The organism is Gemmobacter megaterium, assembly GCF_900156815.1.
Classification (GTDB): Bacteria; Pseudomonadota; Alphaproteobacteria; order Rhodobacterales; family Rhodobacteraceae; genus Wagnerdoeblera; species Wagnerdoeblera megaterium.
Map to the genome: position 1 here is coordinate 222945 of NZ_FTOT01000002.1, position 17176 is coordinate 240120.

At 66.3% G+C, this 17176-nt stretch carries 20 protein-coding genes; 7 read left to right on the forward strand and 13 right to left on the reverse strand.

Features of this window, described 5'->3' with window-relative positions:
- The first annotated feature begins 5 nt into the window (after positions 1–5).
- Positions 6–1097: a flagellar type III secretion system protein FlhB gene (gene flhB, locus BW970_RS05530; RefSeq protein WP_076529427.1), complete on the forward strand. Its 1092-nt coding sequence runs from the start codon at positions 6–8 to the stop codon at positions 1095–1097.
- Positions 1094–1447, forward strand: a complete 354-nt coding sequence (locus tag BW970_RS05535) for a hypothetical protein (protein WP_076529428.1) — start codon at positions 1094–1096, stop codon at positions 1445–1447. The genes flhB and BW970_RS05535 overlap by 4 nt, the downstream gene beginning before the upstream one ends.
- On the opposite strand, the gene BW970_RS05540 is transcribed toward BW970_RS05535, so the two are convergent.
- Genes BW970_RS05540 through BW970_RS05580 form a run of 9 tightly spaced genes read right to left on the reverse strand, consistent with a single transcriptional unit; the run spans position 1444 to position 5899 of the window.
- Positions 1444–1905, reverse strand: coding sequence for a flagellar basal body-associated FliL family protein (locus tag BW970_RS05540; RefSeq protein WP_076530137.1), 462 nt, complete (start codon positions 1903–1905; stop codon positions 1444–1446). The genes BW970_RS05535 and BW970_RS05540 overlap by 4 nt on opposite strands.
- 12 nt (positions 1906–1917) lie before the next feature.
- Positions 1918–2634, reverse strand: a complete 717-nt coding sequence (flgH, locus tag BW970_RS05545) for a flagellar basal body L-ring protein FlgH (RefSeq protein ID WP_076529429.1) — start codon at positions 2632–2634, stop codon at positions 1918–1920.
- A gap of 16 nt (positions 2635–2650) precedes the next feature.
- A complete protein-coding gene (gene flgA / locus BW970_RS05550) occupies positions 2651–3061 on the reverse strand; it encodes a flagellar basal body P-ring formation chaperone FlgA (protein ID WP_083701146.1) in 411 nt (136 codons plus the stop codon).
- The gene (gene flgG / locus BW970_RS05555) at positions 3061–3846 is read right to left on the reverse strand and encodes a flagellar basal-body rod protein FlgG (RefSeq protein ID WP_076529431.1); all 786 of its coding nucleotides are present in this window, start codon (positions 3844–3846) and stop codon (positions 3061–3063) included. The genes flgA and flgG overlap by 1 nt, the downstream gene beginning before the upstream one ends.
- A 9-nt stretch (positions 3847–3855) precedes the next feature.
- On the reverse strand, positions 3856–4566 hold the full coding sequence (locus BW970_RS05560) for a flagellar hook-basal body complex protein (protein ID WP_076529432.1): 711 nt from the start codon (positions 4564–4566) through the stop codon (positions 3856–3858).
- 3 nt (positions 4567–4569) lie between these two features.
- Positions 4570–4839 (reverse strand): flagellar biosynthetic protein FliQ, encoded by a 270-nt coding sequence (locus tag BW970_RS05565; protein ID WP_371870129.1) that lies wholly within the window; start codon positions 4837–4839, stop codon positions 4570–4572.
- Positions 4839–5117, reverse strand: coding sequence for a flagellar hook-basal body complex protein FliE (fliE, locus tag BW970_RS05570; RefSeq protein WP_076529433.1), 279 nt, complete (start codon positions 5115–5117; stop codon positions 4839–4841). Before fliE ends, BW970_RS05565 begins: the two co-directional genes overlap by 1 nt.
- Before the next feature lie 20 nt (positions 5118–5137).
- Positions 5138–5515, reverse strand: a complete 378-nt coding sequence (gene flgC, locus BW970_RS05575) for a flagellar basal body rod protein FlgC (RefSeq protein WP_076529434.1) — start codon at positions 5513–5515, stop codon at positions 5138–5140.
- 3 nt (positions 5516–5518) lie between these two features.
- Positions 5519–5899, reverse strand: a complete 381-nt coding sequence (locus BW970_RS05580; RefSeq protein ID WP_076529435.1) for a FlgB family protein — start codon at positions 5897–5899, stop codon at positions 5519–5521.
- Between the two features lie 82 nt (positions 5900–5981).
- Between BW970_RS05580 and BW970_RS05585 the strand changes: the two genes are divergently transcribed.
- The gene (locus tag BW970_RS05585) at positions 5982–7301 is read left to right on the forward strand and encodes a FliI/YscN family ATPase (RefSeq protein WP_076529436.1); all 1320 of its coding nucleotides are present in this window, start codon (positions 5982–5984) and stop codon (positions 7299–7301) included.
- Between the two features lie 14 nt (positions 7302–7315).
- On the opposite strand, the gene BW970_RS05590 is transcribed toward BW970_RS05585, so the two are convergent.
- The 3 genes from BW970_RS05590 to carB form a co-directional block, all read right to left on the reverse strand.
- Positions 7316–7972, reverse strand: coding sequence for an RluA family pseudouridine synthase (locus BW970_RS05590; RefSeq protein WP_076529437.1), 657 nt, complete (start codon positions 7970–7972; stop codon positions 7316–7318).
- A 24-nt stretch (positions 7973–7996) separates the two neighbouring features.
- Complete coding sequence (locus BW970_RS05595) at positions 7997–8620, reverse strand: LysE family translocator (RefSeq protein WP_076529438.1); 624 nt, start codon at positions 8618–8620, stop codon at positions 7997–7999.
- 63 nt (positions 8621–8683) lie between these two features.
- Complete coding sequence (gene carB, locus BW970_RS05600; RefSeq protein WP_076529439.1) at positions 8684–12013, reverse strand: carbamoyl-phosphate synthase large subunit; 3330 nt, start codon at positions 12011–12013, stop codon at positions 8684–8686.
- A 173-nt stretch (positions 12014–12186) separates the two neighbouring features.
- Here carB and BW970_RS05605 point away from each other — a divergent pair, with 173 nt between their 5' ends.
- The 3 genes from BW970_RS05605 (at position 12187) to BW970_RS05615 (ending at position 15289) form a co-directional block, all read left to right on the forward strand.
- On the forward strand, positions 12187–12852 hold the full coding sequence (locus BW970_RS05605) for a DUF1007 family protein (protein ID WP_076529440.1): 666 nt from the start codon (positions 12187–12189) through the stop codon (positions 12850–12852).
- Positions 12837–13835: a nickel/cobalt transporter gene (locus BW970_RS05610; RefSeq protein WP_076529441.1), complete on the forward strand. Its 999-nt coding sequence runs from the start codon at positions 12837–12839 to the stop codon at positions 13833–13835. The genes BW970_RS05605 and BW970_RS05610 overlap by 16 nt, the downstream gene beginning before the upstream one ends.
- Before the next feature lie 101 nt (positions 13836–13936).
- Positions 13937–15289, forward strand: a complete 1353-nt coding sequence (locus tag BW970_RS05615) for an MATE family efflux transporter (protein ID WP_076529442.1) — start codon at positions 13937–13939, stop codon at positions 15287–15289.
- Between the two features lie 6 nt (positions 15290–15295).
- Here the strand turns inward: BW970_RS05615 and lipA are convergent, their stop codons facing one another.
- Positions 15296–16246, reverse strand: coding sequence for a lipoyl synthase (lipA, locus tag BW970_RS05620; protein WP_076529443.1), 951 nt, complete (start codon positions 16244–16246; stop codon positions 15296–15298).
- Between the two features lie 143 nt (positions 16247–16389).
- Between lipA and BW970_RS05625 the strand changes: the two genes are divergently transcribed.
- The gene (locus BW970_RS05625) at positions 16390–17088 is read left to right on the forward strand and encodes an aquaporin (protein ID WP_076529444.1); all 699 of its coding nucleotides are present in this window, start codon (positions 16390–16392) and stop codon (positions 17086–17088) included.
- The last annotated feature ends 88 nt before the right edge of the window (positions 17089–17176 follow it).

Consider the following 17176-nt stretch of genomic DNA (forward strand, 5'->3'; position numbering starts at 1 on the left):
ACCGCATGGACGAACCGAATGCAGAAAAGGAATTCGCCCCGACCGAACGCCGTCTCGACGAGGCGCGCCGCAAGGGTGAGGTTCCGATCGGGCGCGATCTTCTGGCGGCGGCGGCCTTTGCCGGGCTGGTCCTCGCGGCAGTCGCCGCGCCGGACAGCCTGATCCGGCTGGGCCAGTCCGGCACCGTATTGCTGGATCAGGCCGACCGTCTCGCCCCGCTCTTTGCGTCGGGGGGGCCATCGCCCGCCGGTGCATTGGGGGCCGCCTTGCTCTTTGCGGTCCTGCCCTGGTTCGCTCTGCCGGCCCTGGCCGTGCTTGCCATGCTGATCGCCCAGAGAGCGCTGGTTTTCGCCACAGCGCGGCTGGAGCCGAAATTGTCGCGGATTTCCCTGCTTCAGGGGGCAAAGCGCAAGTTCGGTCGCGCCGGTCTGTTCGAATTCGGCAAGAGCTTTGCCAAACTTCTGGCCGTATCAGGAATTCTTGCCGGCTATCTGTCGGCCCGTGCGGCGGCAATCCTCCACAGCCTCTATCTTGAACCGCCGCAGGTGACGGCGCTGATGGTGCGGCTGCTGGTCGAATTCCTGCTGCTGGTCACGGTGCTGCAGGCGCTGATCGGCGGGCTGGATCTGTTGTGGCAGCGGCACGAACATTTGCGCCAACACCGTATGTCGCGCAAGGACATGACCGACGAGATGAAGCAGTCCGAGGGGGATCCGCATGTCAAGGCGCAGCGGCGCCAACGCGCGATGGAGATTGCAAGCAACCAGATGCTGGCCGATGTGCCAAAGGCCGATGTCGTTATCGTCAATCCCACGCATTATGCCGTTGCGTTGAAATGGAACCGCCAGTCCAGCGGCGCGCCGGTCTGCGTCGCCAAGGGGGTGGATACTGTGGCGGCACGCATCCGCGAGACGGCGGCGGCCGCGGGTGTACCCATCCGCAGCGATGCGCCAACGGCGCGCGCCCTTTATGCGTCTGTCGATCTTGGCCAGGAGATTCGGCCCGAACACTACCGCACGGTTGCAGCCGCCATCCGATTTGCGGAAGCGATGCGGCGCCGCGCCCATGCTCGGCGAGGGGCAGGAGACCAGACATGAACCTCGACATGCAAAGCCGCCTGCACCGGCTGGCCACCCTTGCCGCCCTGATCCAGGACCGGGCACAGGCGAGTTTGCGGCACCATACGCAGGCCTGCGCCGAAACGCGACAGCACCTGGCCAATCTGGATACGCCCGCCGCCGCACCCGCCGGGATCCCCCCGCAGGTGATGGAAAACGTCGCCGTGCAGCACCAGCAATGGGCCGGACCACAGCGCGCACGGTTGAATGCGGTCCTTGCGCGGCAGACGGCGGACAGGATGGCCGCCGAAACAGCGGCGCGCACGGCATTCGGCCGTGCGCATGTTCTGAATGAATTGCTTACCAGACAGCGGCCAGGCCGGGATTAACCGTCCTGCCGAAGAATATCGGTGATCAACACATCCGACACCGCCGCAGCGCCTGTCACCTTGCGCGCCGCCTCCAACAAGGCCCGGCGCAGGGCAACGAGGTTGCCGCCATCGGTGAATGTGCCACGAAAACCGCCGGCATTGGCGTGATCGAACAGCACGCGCAGAAATTCGTCCCGCAACTTTGGCTCGCGGGTGAAAATCGCGTCAGAGCCACCCACCGGCACCTCCAGGCTGAGCGCGAGCACAACCAGGGACCCGACCCGCCCGCCCTCCAGAACAGGCACGACGAACTGATTGGGCAATTTCACATAGTCGCGGGCGTCAGATGCGGTTGTGTCGGGCCCGGCCTCCTCGGGCGGGATCTCCGGTTCGGTCGTCGGGCGCAACACCAGGCCCGCCGCACCACCGGCGATGGCCCCCACGATCAGCACCACTAGAGGCAACAATTTGCGCAAGGCCAAACCTCCCTAGAACGGCAGGACAAGATCGGTGATCTGCTGTCCCCAGCGTGGCTGCTGGACATCGCTGATCTGCCCGCGACCGCCATAGGAAATGCGCGCGCCGGCGATCTTGTCATAAGTGATCTCGTTCTGGCGCGAGATGTCGCCCGGCCGGACATAGCCCGAGACCAGCAATTCGCGCAGCTCATGGTTGACCCGCACCTCCTGCTGGCCTTCGATCCGCAGAACGCCATTGGGCAGATCCTCGACCACTGTGGCGGCGACCCGCAACGCGAGCTTTTCCTTGCGCGCGACCGATCCATCCCCCGAAAAGGTCGAGGCGCCCTGCGCCTTGACAGCCTCTGCCATGCTCGCCCCTTCTGGAAGTTTCGCGTCGAGCCGCTGGGGGATGCCGAACAACTGGGGAATGCCCATCGAACTGTTACCGTTCCGCGATCTGTCGGTCGCGTTTGAAATCTCTGCCTTGTCGTCGATCTCGATCACTACGGTCAGAATATCGCCACGCCGCGCCGCACGGCGATCCCCGAACAGCGAGGCGCGCGTGGCCGTCCACAGCGAGGCCCCTTCGGTCGGGGCGGCACCCGCCGTTTCGGGAAAGGGCGCGGTGTACAGCGCATAATGTTGGGTGCCACCCTCCAGCGGGCTGAAACCGGGCGCCCGGCCCACCTCGTGCAGGCGGCCGCACCCCGAGACCAGGATCAAAAGACAGATGATCGCGCGCATTGGCAGTCCTCTTGGGTCAGGGTTGCACGGTTACGGCACCATCGGCCCCGATACGGCCGCTTACCGTGGATCGGGACGCCAGGTTCATCACGCGGATCGTATCGCCCACGGCCCCCCGCGACAGGGCACGCCCCTCTGTCTGGATCGACAGCCGACCGGACAGATAGCTCAGCGGCACGATCTGGTTGCGCTCGACGATGGCCGGCGGGCCAAGGTCGGTCGGGCGGATCGGCCGGCCGGCGTACAGCGTGACGCGCGCCTCCTGCCCGATCGCCTCCGCCGGGTCGCGCAACATACCCGGTCGCGTGTCGCGGATCAGGCCGATGTCGTCGGCCGTCAGCACGGTTTGGGCACGCAACGTGCGCGTTGCGACCAGCGTATCCGCATGGACAGGCGCGGCCAACAGAACCAGCCCAAGCCAACGCATCAGCGCACCTGCGTCGTGGCGCCCAGCATCTGGTCGGCTGCCGTGATGACCTTGGCATTCAGTTCATAGCCCCGCTGCGCCTTGATGAGTTCCGTCACCTCGCGCACCGCATCGACGGAACTGTCCTCCAGATAGCCCTGTCGCAGTGTGCCCAGACCATCTTCGCCAGGATTGCCGGCGATGGCAGGGCCCGACGCGGCGGTTTCGAGATAGAGGTTGGATCCCGTCGCCTCCAGTCCGCGCTCGTTGGTGAAGCCGACGAGGTTGAGCTGGCCAAGCTGTTCCGGCGCCACCCTGTCGGAGAAATAGGCCCAGACCTCGCCTGCGGCGTTGATCGACAGGCTGCGGGCGTCGGCGGGGATGGTAAGGCCAGGGGCCACCGGATGACCGTCAGAGGTGACGATCTGGCCGTCGGCGGACCGTTTCAGCCCGCCATCGCGGGTATAGGCCGACAGGCCGGAGGGCAATGTCACCTCCAGCCAGCCTCGTCCCTCGATGGCAAGGTCCAGATCGCCCCCGGTGGCCGTCAGCGTGCCCTGTTCCAGCATCTGCGCGACCGAAGTGGCCCGAACCCCCATGCCCAGTTGAAGGCCGGTCGGCAGCATGGTGCCGCTTTCGGAGGAGACGGTGCCGGGCCGCGCCATCTGCACGTAATGCAGATCGGCAAATTCCGCGCGCCGGGCGTTGTAGCCGGTCGTCGACATGTTGGCGAGGTTGTGGGACACCACATCCACCCGCATCTGTTGGGCCGCCATGCCGCTGGCGGCGATCTGAAGGGCCTTCATCGGGGTCTCCTATCGCCCAAGGGTTTGAATCACGCCGCGAATGCGCTCATCCTCGCGGTCCAGCAGGGACTGGCCCAGTTCATAGGCGCGCTGCACCTCGATCATGCGGGCGACTTCAAGGATCGGATCGGTGTTCGACCCTTCCAGATGGCCTTGCAGGATCGTGCCGCCGTCTTCCATCGGTTCGGGGGCATCTGCGGTGAACAATGTGCCGGCCTGGTGCCGCAGGCTTGTGGGATCGGCGGGGAGCCACAGGCCAATGCGCGCCACCGGCACGCCATCGGCGGAAAGCGTGCCGTCCCGCGCAAGGCTGACGGCGCGGGCCTCTGGCACCACGACAGGAGCGCCCCCGGCATCCAGCAGACGATAGCCGTCGGGGTTCAGCAATTCCCCCTCGGGGCCCGGCGTGAAATGCCCCGCACGGGACAGGCGTTCGCCCTGCGGCGTCTCGATCAGGAAAAAGCCGTCGCCCTGAATGGCAAAGTCAAAGCTGCCGCCCGTCGGTGCAAGATCGCCTTGCGACAGGTCGATCGCACGGGCCGACGCCCGCGCCATCGACAGCGACGGCGCATCCCCCAGCGCCCTGACATATTCCGAAAAGACGACGCCCTCGCGGCGAAATCCGGTGGTGGCCATATTGGCAAGGTTGTTCGCCACCACCTGCATTTCGCGCATCAGACCCGACTGGCGGGTAAGCCCGGCGTAGATTGCATTGTCCATGGATCAGCCTCCGGCGATCAGGGGTATGATGCGGCTGGTGAAGAAATCGGTCAGCGTGGCCGTCATGAACGACATCGACACCCAGAAGACGACCAGCATCGCCCCGACCTTGGGGACAAAGGTCAATGTCATCTCCTGTACCGAGGTCAGAGCCTGCAACAGGCCGATGGCCAGCCCGGCGATCAGCGCCACGGTCAGCAGCGGCGCCGCCATGCTGACCGCGACCCACAACCCCTGGCGCAACACATCGTAAATGACAGCCTCGCCCAGCATCAGACCGGCATCCGCAGGATTTCCTGATACGCCTCGACAACCTTGTCTCGCAGCGTCACGGCGGTTTCGACAGCCAGTTCGGTGGCCGACAGCGCCTGGACCAGGGCGTGGGGATCGGCCCGGCCGGTCATCGTGGCCCTGGCCGTCTCGTCCCCCGCATTCAGAACATCGGTGAAGTCCTGCGCAAGCCCGCGCAGCCCACCCGCCTGGGGTTCGGGCTGGGTGGCAGGCCGCGCACGGGCATAGGCATGGGCGGCAAGGCCGGAGGTAATATCCATTCTGGAACTCCTGTTCTGGATCAGCGCCGCAGAAGGTCGATCAGGCCCTGGGTCATCTGACGGGCCTGATCGAACATCCTGAGGTTCGCCTCATAGGATCGCTGCGCTTCGCGCGCGTCCGCGATTTCGACCACCATGTCGACATTCGATCCCTGATGGTGGCCGGTTTCATCGGCCAACGGATGGCCGGGGTCGTGGATCCGTTCGAGATCCGACGGGTCGAGGCGCACCGGGCCGGGCCGTACCAGCCCATCCATTGCGGTGCGAAAATCAATGGTCTTGCGCCGGTAGCCGGGCGTATCGGCATTGGCGATGTTTTCGGTGGAGTGGCGCAAGCGGCGGGCCTGTGCCTCCATCCCGGAGGCCGAGAGGGACAGGCTGTGCAAGAGGTCGGCCATGGTTTATCTCCGCCCCAGGGTTGCGCGAATGTTCCCCGACAGACTGCGATAGATGGCCAATGCCATGTCATGCGCCTGCCGCGCCTCGGCCGCCTTGACCATTTCGGCTTCGAGCGAGACGGAATTGCCATTGGGGCTGACATTCAGCCGATCCGGCATCATACCGGCACCGGCCTGGAAACCGCCGCCCAGATGACCGGCACGGGTGGCGCGCAACGCCATCCCCTGCCCCTGCCAGACATCGGCGAAACTGATCAGGTCGCGGGCGCGGTAGCCCGGCGTATCGGCATTGGCGACATTGGCGGCAATGACCCCCTGCCGTGCGGCGGCATGAGATGCCATGGCGCGCGCCATTGTCAGGACTTCGACCTTGTTGACGAACATCGGGATTCTCCCTGGCTCTGCTTCACCAAGGCTTAAGGGTGATTCCTTTAGAAACCGTAATGACCAGCAGGGAGTTTGCGGAATGGCCGGAATGGTATTCGATGGGCTGCGGGCCGAGGTGGCGGGCGTCCGTGTGGCGCGGCGCGTCGGCCGCATCGCCGGGCTGTCACGCGGGTTGATGGAAGTCTCGGGCCTGACACGCCAGACGGCCATGTCCGACCGGGTGGAGATCCTCGGGCGCGACGGCCCCTTGGGCGGCGAGGTGCTGGGCCTGTCGCACGACAGGGTGACGGTTCTGGCGGATGGCGGATCCGAAGGGTTGGGCATCGGCGATCCGGTCCTGGTGTCGGGCCGGTCTGACATAGCACCGGATGACAGCTGGATCGGCCGCGTGATAGATCCGTTCGGCCGTCCGCTGGACGGGCGGCCCCTGTTCCGGGGCGCCCTTGCGCGCCCGCTGCGTGCGCCTGCGCCCGCCGCCGCCACACGGCGGATGCTGGGCGGGCGACTGGAAACGGGCTTGCGCGCCTTCAACACCCTGTTGCCGCTGGTGCGCGGGCAACGGATCGGGCTGTTTGCCGGATCCGGTGTCGGCAAGTCCAACCTGCTGGCCAAGTTCGCCACCGGGGTGGAGGCGGATGTTGTCGTCATTGCCCTGATCGGAGAACGCGGGCGCGAGTTGCGGGCCTTCACCGAACGCGTGCTGGGGCCGAGGGGAATGGCCCGCAGCGTGGTGGTGGCCGCCACATCCGACCAGGCGCCGCTCGTGCGGCGACGCTGCGCCTGGACGGCGATGGCGGTGGCGGAACATTTCCGCGATCAGGGGATGCATGTGCTGCTGCTGGCCGATTCCGTCACCCGCTTTGCCGAGGCCCATCGCGAAATCGCACTTGCCGCCGGCGAGGAGGCGAGCCTGCGGGGCTATCCGCCCTCGGTCGCCCATGCCATCATGTCGCTGGCCGAACGCGCGGGGCCGGGGCCGACCGGCGCAGGCGATATCACGGCGGTGTTTTCGGTTCTGGTGCCCGGATCGGATATGGACGAACCCGTGGCCGACATCCTGCGGGGCACGCTGGATGGGCATGTCGTGCTGGATCGCAAGATTGCCGAACGCGGGCGGTTTCCCGCCATTGACCTGCTGCGCTCCGTCTCGCGCAGTCTGCCCGATGCGGCGACGCCTGACGAAAACGCGCTGATCACCCGCGCCCGCCATCTGCTGGGCGCCTGGGACCGTGCCGAACTGATGGTGCAGGCCGGGCTCTATGCGGCGGGCAGCGATCCGGTGGTGGATGCGGCGATCCGGGCCTGGCCCGATCTGGATGCCTTTCTGTCAGAAGACGAAGACGCCGACACGGCCGCAAGCTTTCGCCATCTGGCCGAATGCCTGCCCCGCGACGCCTAGGCGCATCCGGCCGCTCAGAATGGACAGGGCGCCGAGACTGTCAGGCTGGCGCCGGTGTCCGGGTGGCGCAGGCACAACGACTCCGCGTGCAGCATCAGGCGCGGATGGGCGCGCGCCGCGCCGGTGGCGTAAAGCGAATCCCCCAGGATCGGGTGGCCCAGTTCGGCCATATGCACCCGCAACTGGTGGCTGCGCCCGGTGCGGGGCATCAGATGCACGCGGGTTTCCCCCTGGCCGACCGCAATCACCTGCCAATCGGTCACGGCGGGCCTGCCGGTGTCGTGGTTCACATGCTGGCGCGGGCGGTTCGGCCAATCGACGATCAAGGGCAGGTCCACCGTACCCGTGGCTTGCGCCAATTCGCCATGCAGGCGGGCGACATACACCTTGGTGACGCTGCGCGCCTCGAACTGCTTGCCCAGCCCGCCTTGTGCGGCCTTGGTCCGGGCAAAGACCATGATCCCGGATGTATCCAGATCCAGCCGGTGCACCAGCAGGACATCGGGATAGTCGGCGCGCAAGCGGTTGATCAGGCAATCCGCCCGATCCTCGCCCCGACCTGGCACGGACAGCAGGCCCTCGGGCTTGTCCACGATCAGGATCGCACTGTCGGCGTGCAAGACCCGTGGCGGGCCTGGCGGCGGGTCATACTGAAAGGGCGTATCGGTCATGCCGCGGTCATACCGCCTGATGGCTCAGGCGTCGAGCGCAAGACGCGCGGCCAGACCTGCAAACAACACAGACGCGACGCGGTTCAGCGCCCCCATGCGACGGGCCAGCGCCTGCCCGGCATGGCCAGCGACAATGCCGTAGCCCATTGTGACCAACGTGCCGGTAAAGGCAAAGACCAGGCCCAGCGCAACGATCTGTTGCCAGATCGGCGGGCCACCCTGCACCACGAATTGCGGTAGAAAGGCCATCACGAACAGCACCGGCTTGGGGTTCAGCATATTGGTCAGCGCGCCTTTGCGAAACGCGCGCCACAAATCGGCCTGGCCGCGCGCCGCCCCTGTGGGGCCGGCATTCCACGCCTTGATGGCAAGCCACACCAGATAACCCGCGCCAGCCCAGCGCAGCACATCCAGCGCCGCGGGATGGGCCGCGATCAGGGCCGCCACCCCGGCCGCCGCCAACCCGACATGCCACAGCACCCCGCATCCGGCCCCAAAGCCTGATGCGGCCCCCGCGCGCGGCCCGCCCTGAATGCCACAGGCGGTGGCCAGCACCACATCCGCACCGGGCACCACATTGACGACAAGCCCGCCCAGCACAAAGGCAAGGAACTGATCTGGGGTGAGAAAACCGAGAATCTCTGTCATGGTCCACCGGCAGCGGGCCGGGCGACCACCGCCCGGCAAAACCATCTCGGGCTGGAGGGCCGATCAGCCCTGCAGCGTGCGCACCCCATATCCCTCGCTGCGGGCCTTCATGGCGGCAACGGCGGCAATGGCCCCGGCAGCGGTGGTGAAATAGGGGATCTTGTCCATCAGCGCCACGCGGCGGATATCGCGGCTGTCGGTGATCGACTGTGCGCCTTCGGTGGTGTTCATCACCACGGCGATCTCGCCGTTCTTGAGCGCGTCCACCACATTCGGGCGGCCTTCGTAGACCTTGCCGACCGGAATGGCCTTGACCCCTTCGGTCGCCAGCCATTTCGCCGTGCCACGGGTTGCCGTGATCTCGAAGCCCAGCCCAAGCAGATCGCGCGCCGCTTCGGCAAGGGCCGCCGTCTTGTCGGCATCCTTGATCGACAGGAACACCCGTCCGCTTTCGGGCAAATGCACACCAGCGCCCATCTGCGCCTTGAGGAAGGCCAGCGCAAAGGTGCGATCCCAGCCCATCACCTCGCCGGTCGACCGCATTTCCGGGCCAAGCAGCGGATCGACACCGGGGAAGCGGGCAAAGGGCAGCACCGCCTCCTTGACGCTGAACCACGGGGTTTTCGGATCGGCCAGGGTCAGCGGATCGGCCAGCGGCAGCGGCGTATCGGGGCCGACACCCGCCGGATAGGGCGCCCGCAGCGGGAAGGCCGACAGTTTTTCTCCGGCCATCACACGGGCGGCGATGCTGGCGATGGCGCTGTCGGTCGCCTTGGCGACAAAGGGCACGGTGCGGCTGGCGCGCGGGTTCACCTCCAGCACATAGATCGTACCGTCCTTGATGGCGAACTGCACGTTCATCAGGCCGACGACGTTCAGCGCGCGGGCCATCAGCACGGTCTGACGCTTCAGCTCCTCGACCGTTTCGGCATCCAGGCTGTGGGGCGGCAAACAGCAGGCGCTGTCACCGGAATGGACCCCCGCCTCCTCGATATGTTCCATGATTCCGGCCACATGCACCGCATCGCCGTCGCACAGCGCATCGACATCCACCTCGATCGCGCCGGTCAGATAGCTGTCCAGCAGCACGGGGTTCTTGCCCGAAACCTGCACGGCCGTGGTGATGTAGCGTTTGAGCTGATCGGCATCGCGCACGATTTCCATGGCCCGGCCGCCCAGCACGTAAGACGGGCGGATCACCAGCGGATAGCCCACACGTTCGGCAATCTTGAACGCCTCGTCGCCGGAATGGGCAATGCCATTGACCGGCTGTTTCAGGCCCAGATCGTTCAGCAGTTTCTGGAACCGTTCGCGGTCTTCGGCCAGGTCGATGGCATCGGGCGTGGTGCCAAGGATCGGGATGCCCTCGTCCTTGAGGGCCTGTGCCAGTTTCAGAGGAGTCTGGCCGCCGAACTGCACGATCACGCCGTGCAGCGTGCCCGCATCCTGTTCCACCCGCAGGATTTCCAGCACATGTTCCAGGGTCAGCGGTTCGAAATACAGCCGGTCCGAGGTGTCGTAATCCGTGGAAACGGTTTCAGGGTTGCAGTTGACCATGATCGTCTCATAGCCCGCCGCAGTCAGCGCATAGCAGGCATGGACACAGCAATAGTCGAACTCGATCCCCTGCCCGATCCGGTTGGGGCCACCGCCCAGGATGACGACCTTTTTCTTGTCGCTGGGCCGCGCTTCGCATTCCACATCGCCCATCGCGGGGACTTCGTAGGTGGAATACATGTAGGGCGTCTGCGCCTCGAATTCGGCGGCGCAGGTGTCGATGCGCTTGAACACCGCCTTGACGCCCAGATTGCGGCGGGCGCGGCGGATCTGGTCCTCGACGCGGCCCGTCAGGGTCGCCAGGCGCGCATCGGTGAACCCCATCATCTTGAGCTGACGCAGGCCATGTTCGGTGACTGGCAGGCCCTCCTTGCGGATCTGGGCCTCTGCCTCGATGATTTCGCGGATGCGGGCCAGGAACCACGGATCAAAGGCGGTGATCGCCTGGATTTCTTCGTCCGAGAACCCTTCGCGCATCGCCTGGGCGATCACGCGCAGCCGGTCGGGGGTTGCCTGGCTCAGCGCCTTGGAAATAGCCGCGTTGTCCGGGGCGCCCGGAATGGCGATTTCGTCAAAGCCGCTCAGGCCGGTTTCCAGCGAGGCCAGCGCCTTTTGCAGCGATTCGTGGATCGTGCGGCCAATCGCCATAGCCTCGCCCACCGATTTCATCGCGGTGGTCAGCAGCGGCTCGGATCCGGGGAACTTCTCAAAGGCAAAGCGCGGGATCTTGGTGACGACATAGTCGATGCTGGGCTCGAAGCTGGCAGGCGTCACCTTGGTGATGTCGTTGTCCAGCTCGTCCAGGGTATAGCCCACGGCCAGCTTGGCCGCGATCTTGGCAATCGGGAACCCCGTCGCCTTGGAGGCGAGCGCCGAGGACCGCGACACCCGCGGGTTCATCTCGATCACCACCATCCGGCCATCGGCAGGGTTGATCGCCCATTGCACGTTGGACCCGCCGGTTTCCACCCCGATCTCGCGCAGCACGGCAATGCTGCCGTTGCGCATGATCTGATATTCCTTGTCGGTCAGCGTCAGGGCCGGGGCCACCGTGATCGAATCGCCGGTGTGCACGCCCATCGGATCGACGTTTTCGATGGAACAGACGATGATGGCATTGTCGGCGCGGTCGCGCACCACCTCCATCTCGTATTCCTTCCAGCCCAGCAGGGATTCATCAACCAGAACCTGCGCCATCGGGCTGGCTTCGAGGCCGGAGCGCACGATCGCCTCATAGTCGTCGCGGTTATAGGCGACGCCCCCGCCAGTGCCACCAAGCGTAAAGGCCGGGCGAATGATCGCGGGCAGGCCGATGTGTTCCAGATCCTGCATCGCCTGCCGGATGCCTGCGGCGATGTCGTATTTGCCATTAGGCAGCTTGGGCGCCGCAACGATGGTGGCCTTGGGGTTTTCCAGCCCGATCCGGTCCATTGCCTCGCGGAACAGCTTGCGGTCCTCGGCCATTTCGATGGCCTGACGGTTGGCGCCGATCAGTTCGACCCCGAATTTCTCCAGCACGCCCATATCGGCCAGCGACAGGCTGGTGTTCAGCCCGGTCTGCCCGCCCATGGTGGGCAACAGCGCATCGGGGCGTTCGATCTCGATGATCTTGGCGACGACTTCGGGGGTGATCGGCTCGATATAGGTGGCATCCGCCAGCCCCGGATCGGTCATGATCGTCGCGGGGTTCGAGTTCACGAGGATGACGCGGTAGCCTTCCTCTTTCAGCGCCTTGCAGGCCTGGGCGCCCGAATAGTCGAACTCGCAGGCTTGGCCAATGACGATGGGCCCCGCGCCGATGATCATGATGGACTTGATATCGGTTCTTTTCGGCATGTCAGGACCCCTCGGCGCAAATTGTCCGGCGTTATATCCATGGGCGTCCCACGTGCAAGGCCGAATGGCACTCGGGCCGTCGATTGGGCAGCCGCGCGCGGGGCGACATCCGCCCCCCTTGCACGACCGACCCGGCCCGCGCACACTCCGGCAGGCATCTACGAGGTCAATTCATGCAGCCCCTGCCCCGGCTTGTCCAGAAACTTGCGGCATCGGCGCTGGTGCTGATGCTGGCCAGCCCGGAGGCGGTGGCGCATCCGCACGAGTTCATCGACGCGGGCGTCGAGTTGCGCTTCGACGCTGACGGGCGTCTGGCGGCGGTGCGTGTGGTCTGGGTCTATGACGATCTGACGTCGCTGATGATCCTGACCGACCGGGGCCTGGACCCGGACGGGCCGCTGACCGAGGCTCAGGCCGCAGATCTGTCGGGATTCGACATGGGCTGGGACGCGGATTTCGCAGGCGACACCTATCTGCTGATGGGCGACACGCCGCTGGACCTTGGCAGGCCGCAGGACTGGACGGCGCGCGTGGTGCAGGGCCGCATCATCACCACCCATGTCCGGCGGCTTTCCGCCCCTCTGCCCCCCGGCGCGGCGCCGTTTGTGGTGCAGGTCTACGACCCCGGCTATTACACCGCCTATACCATCGCCACCGCGCCGCTGATCCGGGGCCGCGAGGATTGCCGGGCCGAGGTCTATGGTCCCGACATCGCCGCTGCCGATGCTGCGCTGGCCGAGGCGATCCGGGAACTTTCGGGTGACGACCCCGAGGCGGATTTTCCCGCCATCGGGGCCGCCTATGCCGAGGAGGTGCGCGTGACATGTCGCCAGGACTGACCCGCTGGCTCGGGCTGAGCGCGCTGGCCGTCGTTGCGGGGCTGCTGGCGACTTGGGCGCTTGGCGGCTTTGACGCGCTGGCGGCACAGGGCATCGCCGCCCAGCGCGGCTTTCGCGATTCGCTGGCAGGCAGTCTGCGCGCCTTGCGCAGCGGTCAGGCCGGGGCGGTCTGGGGGCTGGTCGCGCTGTCCTTCGGCTACGGCGTGCTGCACGCGGCAGGGCCGGGCCATGGCAAGGTGCTGATCGGCGGGTATGGCGCGGGGGGGCGGGTGGCGCTGGTCCGGCTGGTCGGCATCGCGCTGGTGGCCAGCCTGGCGCAGGCGACGGTGGCCATCGTGCTGGTCTATGGCGGACTTGGCCTGTTCGGGCTGACACGCGATGCCATCGGGGCCGCAGGCGAAGGCTGGATGATGGTGACAGGCCATCTGATGATGGCCGCCATCGGCCTGTGGCTGGTCTGGCGCAGCCTGCGCGCCCTGCCGCGCCTGCCCGGCAGGCCGATGCAGGCGGCAGGCCAGACGATGCACAGCCACCATGGCCACGACCATCACGGCCACGGCCACCGGGACCAGCCTCCCCACGATCACAGCCATGGCCATCCGCCGCAGGACGGCACCTGCGCGGCATGTGGCCACCGTCACGGCCCTACGCTGGACGAGGTGCAGGCCGCCAGCACCTGGCGCGAGGCAGCGGCGCTGGTTGCGGGAATCGCCATTCGCCCCTGCACCGGGGCGCTGATGCTGCTGGTGCTGACCTGGCAACTGGGGCTGGTCTGGGCCGGTATCGCGGGGGCCTATGCCATGGGGCTGGGCACAGCCCTGATCACCACAGGCGTGGCCGTCCTGTCGGTCACGGCACGCGAAGGCGCGCTGGCGGGCCTGCCCGGCCTGGCGCGGGCACGGGCCGCCCTGCCCTTTGCCGGCATCGTCGCGGGACTGGTGATTGCGGGCGCGGCGCTGGTCATGCTGGCCAAGGGTGTCTGAACGGCCACAACCCCAAAGCGACGGACTTTCCTGTCTTGCCGCTTTTTCGGGCACAGTATAGACAGGTCGCTTCGCGCAATTTCGCCGCACCCGGTTCCCCGATGTCTGGTCTTCGCCTGTCCCCGCTTGCCCATGCCCGCGCCTTGCTGCTGCTGGCCTTTCCGCTGATCGGCAGCCACGTCGCGCAGATTCTGCTGCAAGTGACCGATACCATCATGCTGGGCTGGTACGGGGTCGAGGAACTGGCAGCAGGCGTGCTGGGCGCCTCGTCGTTCTTCATGGTGTTCATGCTGGGCTCGGGCTTTGCCCATGCGGTGATGCCAATGGCCGCCGCCGCGCTGGGGCGCGAGGATGAAACCCAGGTGCGCCGCGATGCCCGCATGGGCATGTGGCTGTCGATTGCCTATGGCGTTCTGGCCTTTCCGGTTTTCTGGTGGTCGGAGCCGTTGCTGCTGGCACTGGGGCAGCAACCCGAGATCGCCGCATTGGGGCAGGATTACATGCGCATCGCGGGGCTGGGCATGATTCCGGCCTTGCTGGTCATGGTGCTGAAAAGCTTCCTTGCCGCGATGGAACGGGCGCAGGTCGTGCTGTGGGTCACGCTGGCCGGGGTGGGCGTGAACATCGCCTTGAACTGGATGCTGATCTTCGGCAACTGGGGCTTTCCGGAACTGGGCATCCGCGGCGCGGCCATCGCCTCGGTTCTGGTGCAGGTGCTCAGCCTGATCGTCCTGGGCCTGTGGGTCGTCCTGCACCGCGATTTCCGCCGCTTTCGCCTGTTCCAGAACTTCTGGCGCCACGATGCGGCGCTGAAACAGGTCTGGCGGCTGGGATGGCCCATCGGCCTGACCTCGCTGATGGAGGGCGGGCTGTTTCACGCTGTCGCCCTTATGATGGGATGGATCGGCACGGTGGGACTGGCGGCGCACGGGATTGCGCTACAGATCACCGCGGCCACTTTCATGGTGCATGTCGGCCTGTCGAATGCCGCAACCGTGCGCGCGGGCCGGGCCGAAGGTGCGGGCGATGCCCAGCGGCTGCGCGATGGCGCCTGGGTGGCGCTGGTGGTCAGCCAGGGGCTGGGCGTCTTTGTGATTGCCGCATTCCTGCTGATGCCAGAGCCGCTGGTCCGGCTGTTCCTTGATGAAGCGCATCCGCGCGCGCCGCAGATCATCGCCTATGGCAGCATCCTGCTGGGCATGGCGGCGCTGTTCCAGGTGGCCGATGCGGCGCAGGTGATGGCGCTGGGGCTGCTGCGCGGCATCCGCGACACACGCGTGCCCATGGTGATCGCCATCGTATGCTATTGGGGCATTGGCCTGCCCGCCGCCTATATACTGGGGTTCAAGACCGACATGGGCGGCGTCGGCCTGTGGACCGGCCTTGTGATCGGCCTGTCGCTGGCAGCGGCGGCCCTGCTGGTACGGTTCTGGCGCCGCGCGCCCCGGCCCTGAGCCGGGTCAGGCGCGGCCCAGCTTTGCCTCGCGTGCCGAACGCAACTGCGCGAAATCCTCGCCGGCGTGATAGCTGGACCGGGTCAGAGGCGTGGCCGATACCATCAGAAACCCCTTGTTGCGCGCACTTTTCTCATAGGCGGCGAATTCATCGGGGGTGACGAAACGGGCCACGGCATGGTGCTTGGGCGTCGGTTGCAGATACTGGCCGATGGTCAGGAAATCGACATCCGCCGAACGCATGTCATCCATCACCTGCAAGACCCCCTGCCGATCCTCGCCCAGACCCACCATGATGCCGGATTTGGTGAACATGCCCGGATCCAGTTCCTTGACCCGTTGCAACAGGCGCAGCGAATGGAAATAGCGCGCACCGGGGCGCACTTCGTGATAAAGGCCAGGCACGGTTTCCAGATTGTGGTTGAACACATCGGGGCGCGCCTCGACCACCGCTTCCAGCGCGGAGGGCGGACAGCGCAGGAAATCCGGCGTCAGAATCTCGATCGTCGTCTCGGGCGCACGGTGGCGGATCGCGCGGATGGTCTGGGCAAAGTGGTCGGCCCCGCCATCGTCCAGATCGTCGCGGTCCACCGAGGTGATCACGACATGCTTGAGGCCCAGCTTCTGCACGGCATGGGCGACGCGGCCTGGTTCAAAGGCATCCAGTGTCTGCGGCTTGCCGGTGGCCACGTTGCAGAAGGTGCATCCGCGCGTGCAGATCTCGCCCATGATCATCATGGTGGCGTGGCCCTGGCTCCAGCATTCGCCAACGTTGGGGCAGCCCGCCTCCTCGCAGACCGTGACGAGGCGGTTCGCCTTCAACAGATCGCGCGTGGCCTTGTACCCTTCGGAGGTCGGGGCCTTGACGCGAATCCACGCCGGCTTTTTCGGCTGGGCATTGTCGGGACGATGCGCCTTTTCCGGATGGCGCTGGTCGGGCAACTTGAGATCGCGCACGGGAAGTTCCCCCTGACGGAATGACGTCCTTCCGGATACGCCGAAATGACCCCGAAGGCAACGGCGGGCGCCCCGCGCGGCGCATCTGTTTCGGTGGATCTGGATGCAGTTTCCCGCAGCGCGGCGGGACAGGAGTGAGTGACATGGTACGCAAGATGATTGCAGAGGCGCTGGGAACGCTGGTGCTGGTCCTGTTCGGATGTGGCGCGGCGGTGATTGCCGGCGCGGATGGTGCAAGCGGGATAGGATTGACGGGCATCGCGCTGGCCTTCGGGCTGGCCATCGTGGCCGCGGCCTATGGGCTGGGCGCGATATCCGGCGCGCATCTGAACCCCGCCGTGTCCCTGGGCATGGTGGCCGCCGGGCGGATGGGCTGGGGCGATGCCTTTGGCTATATGCTTGCACAGGTGATCGGCGCGGTGCTGGGCGCTGCGGTGCTGTATGGCATCGCATCGGGCACCGCGGGGTACAGCATCGCCCAGAATGGCCTTGGGCAGAACGGGTATGGCGCGGGCTATCTGGGCGAATACGGGCTGACAGCCGCACTGCTGTTCGAAGGCGCGATGACGTTCCTTTTTGTCACGGTCATTCTTGGGGCGACCGGCCCCGGTGCGGCCCCCGGATTTGCCGGTCTGGCCATCGGCCTGACCCTGACCGCCATCCATCTGGTCGGGATCAAGGTCACGGGCGTCTCGGTCAACCCCGCGCGTTCCATCGGGCCTGCGGTGTTTGTCGGCGGCAGGGCAATCGCGGATCTGTGGGTCTTCATCGTCGCGCCACTGGCGGGCGGCGGATTGGCCGGGATCCTTCACGCCATCGGCCTGACCCGCGCCGAAGACTAGGCAGGGCAACCGCCCGGCGTTGGATCGGTGCGAACCGGCCCCACCCTGGGCAACGGGGCCGCATCAGGGCCGGGTGACGGGACGTTCC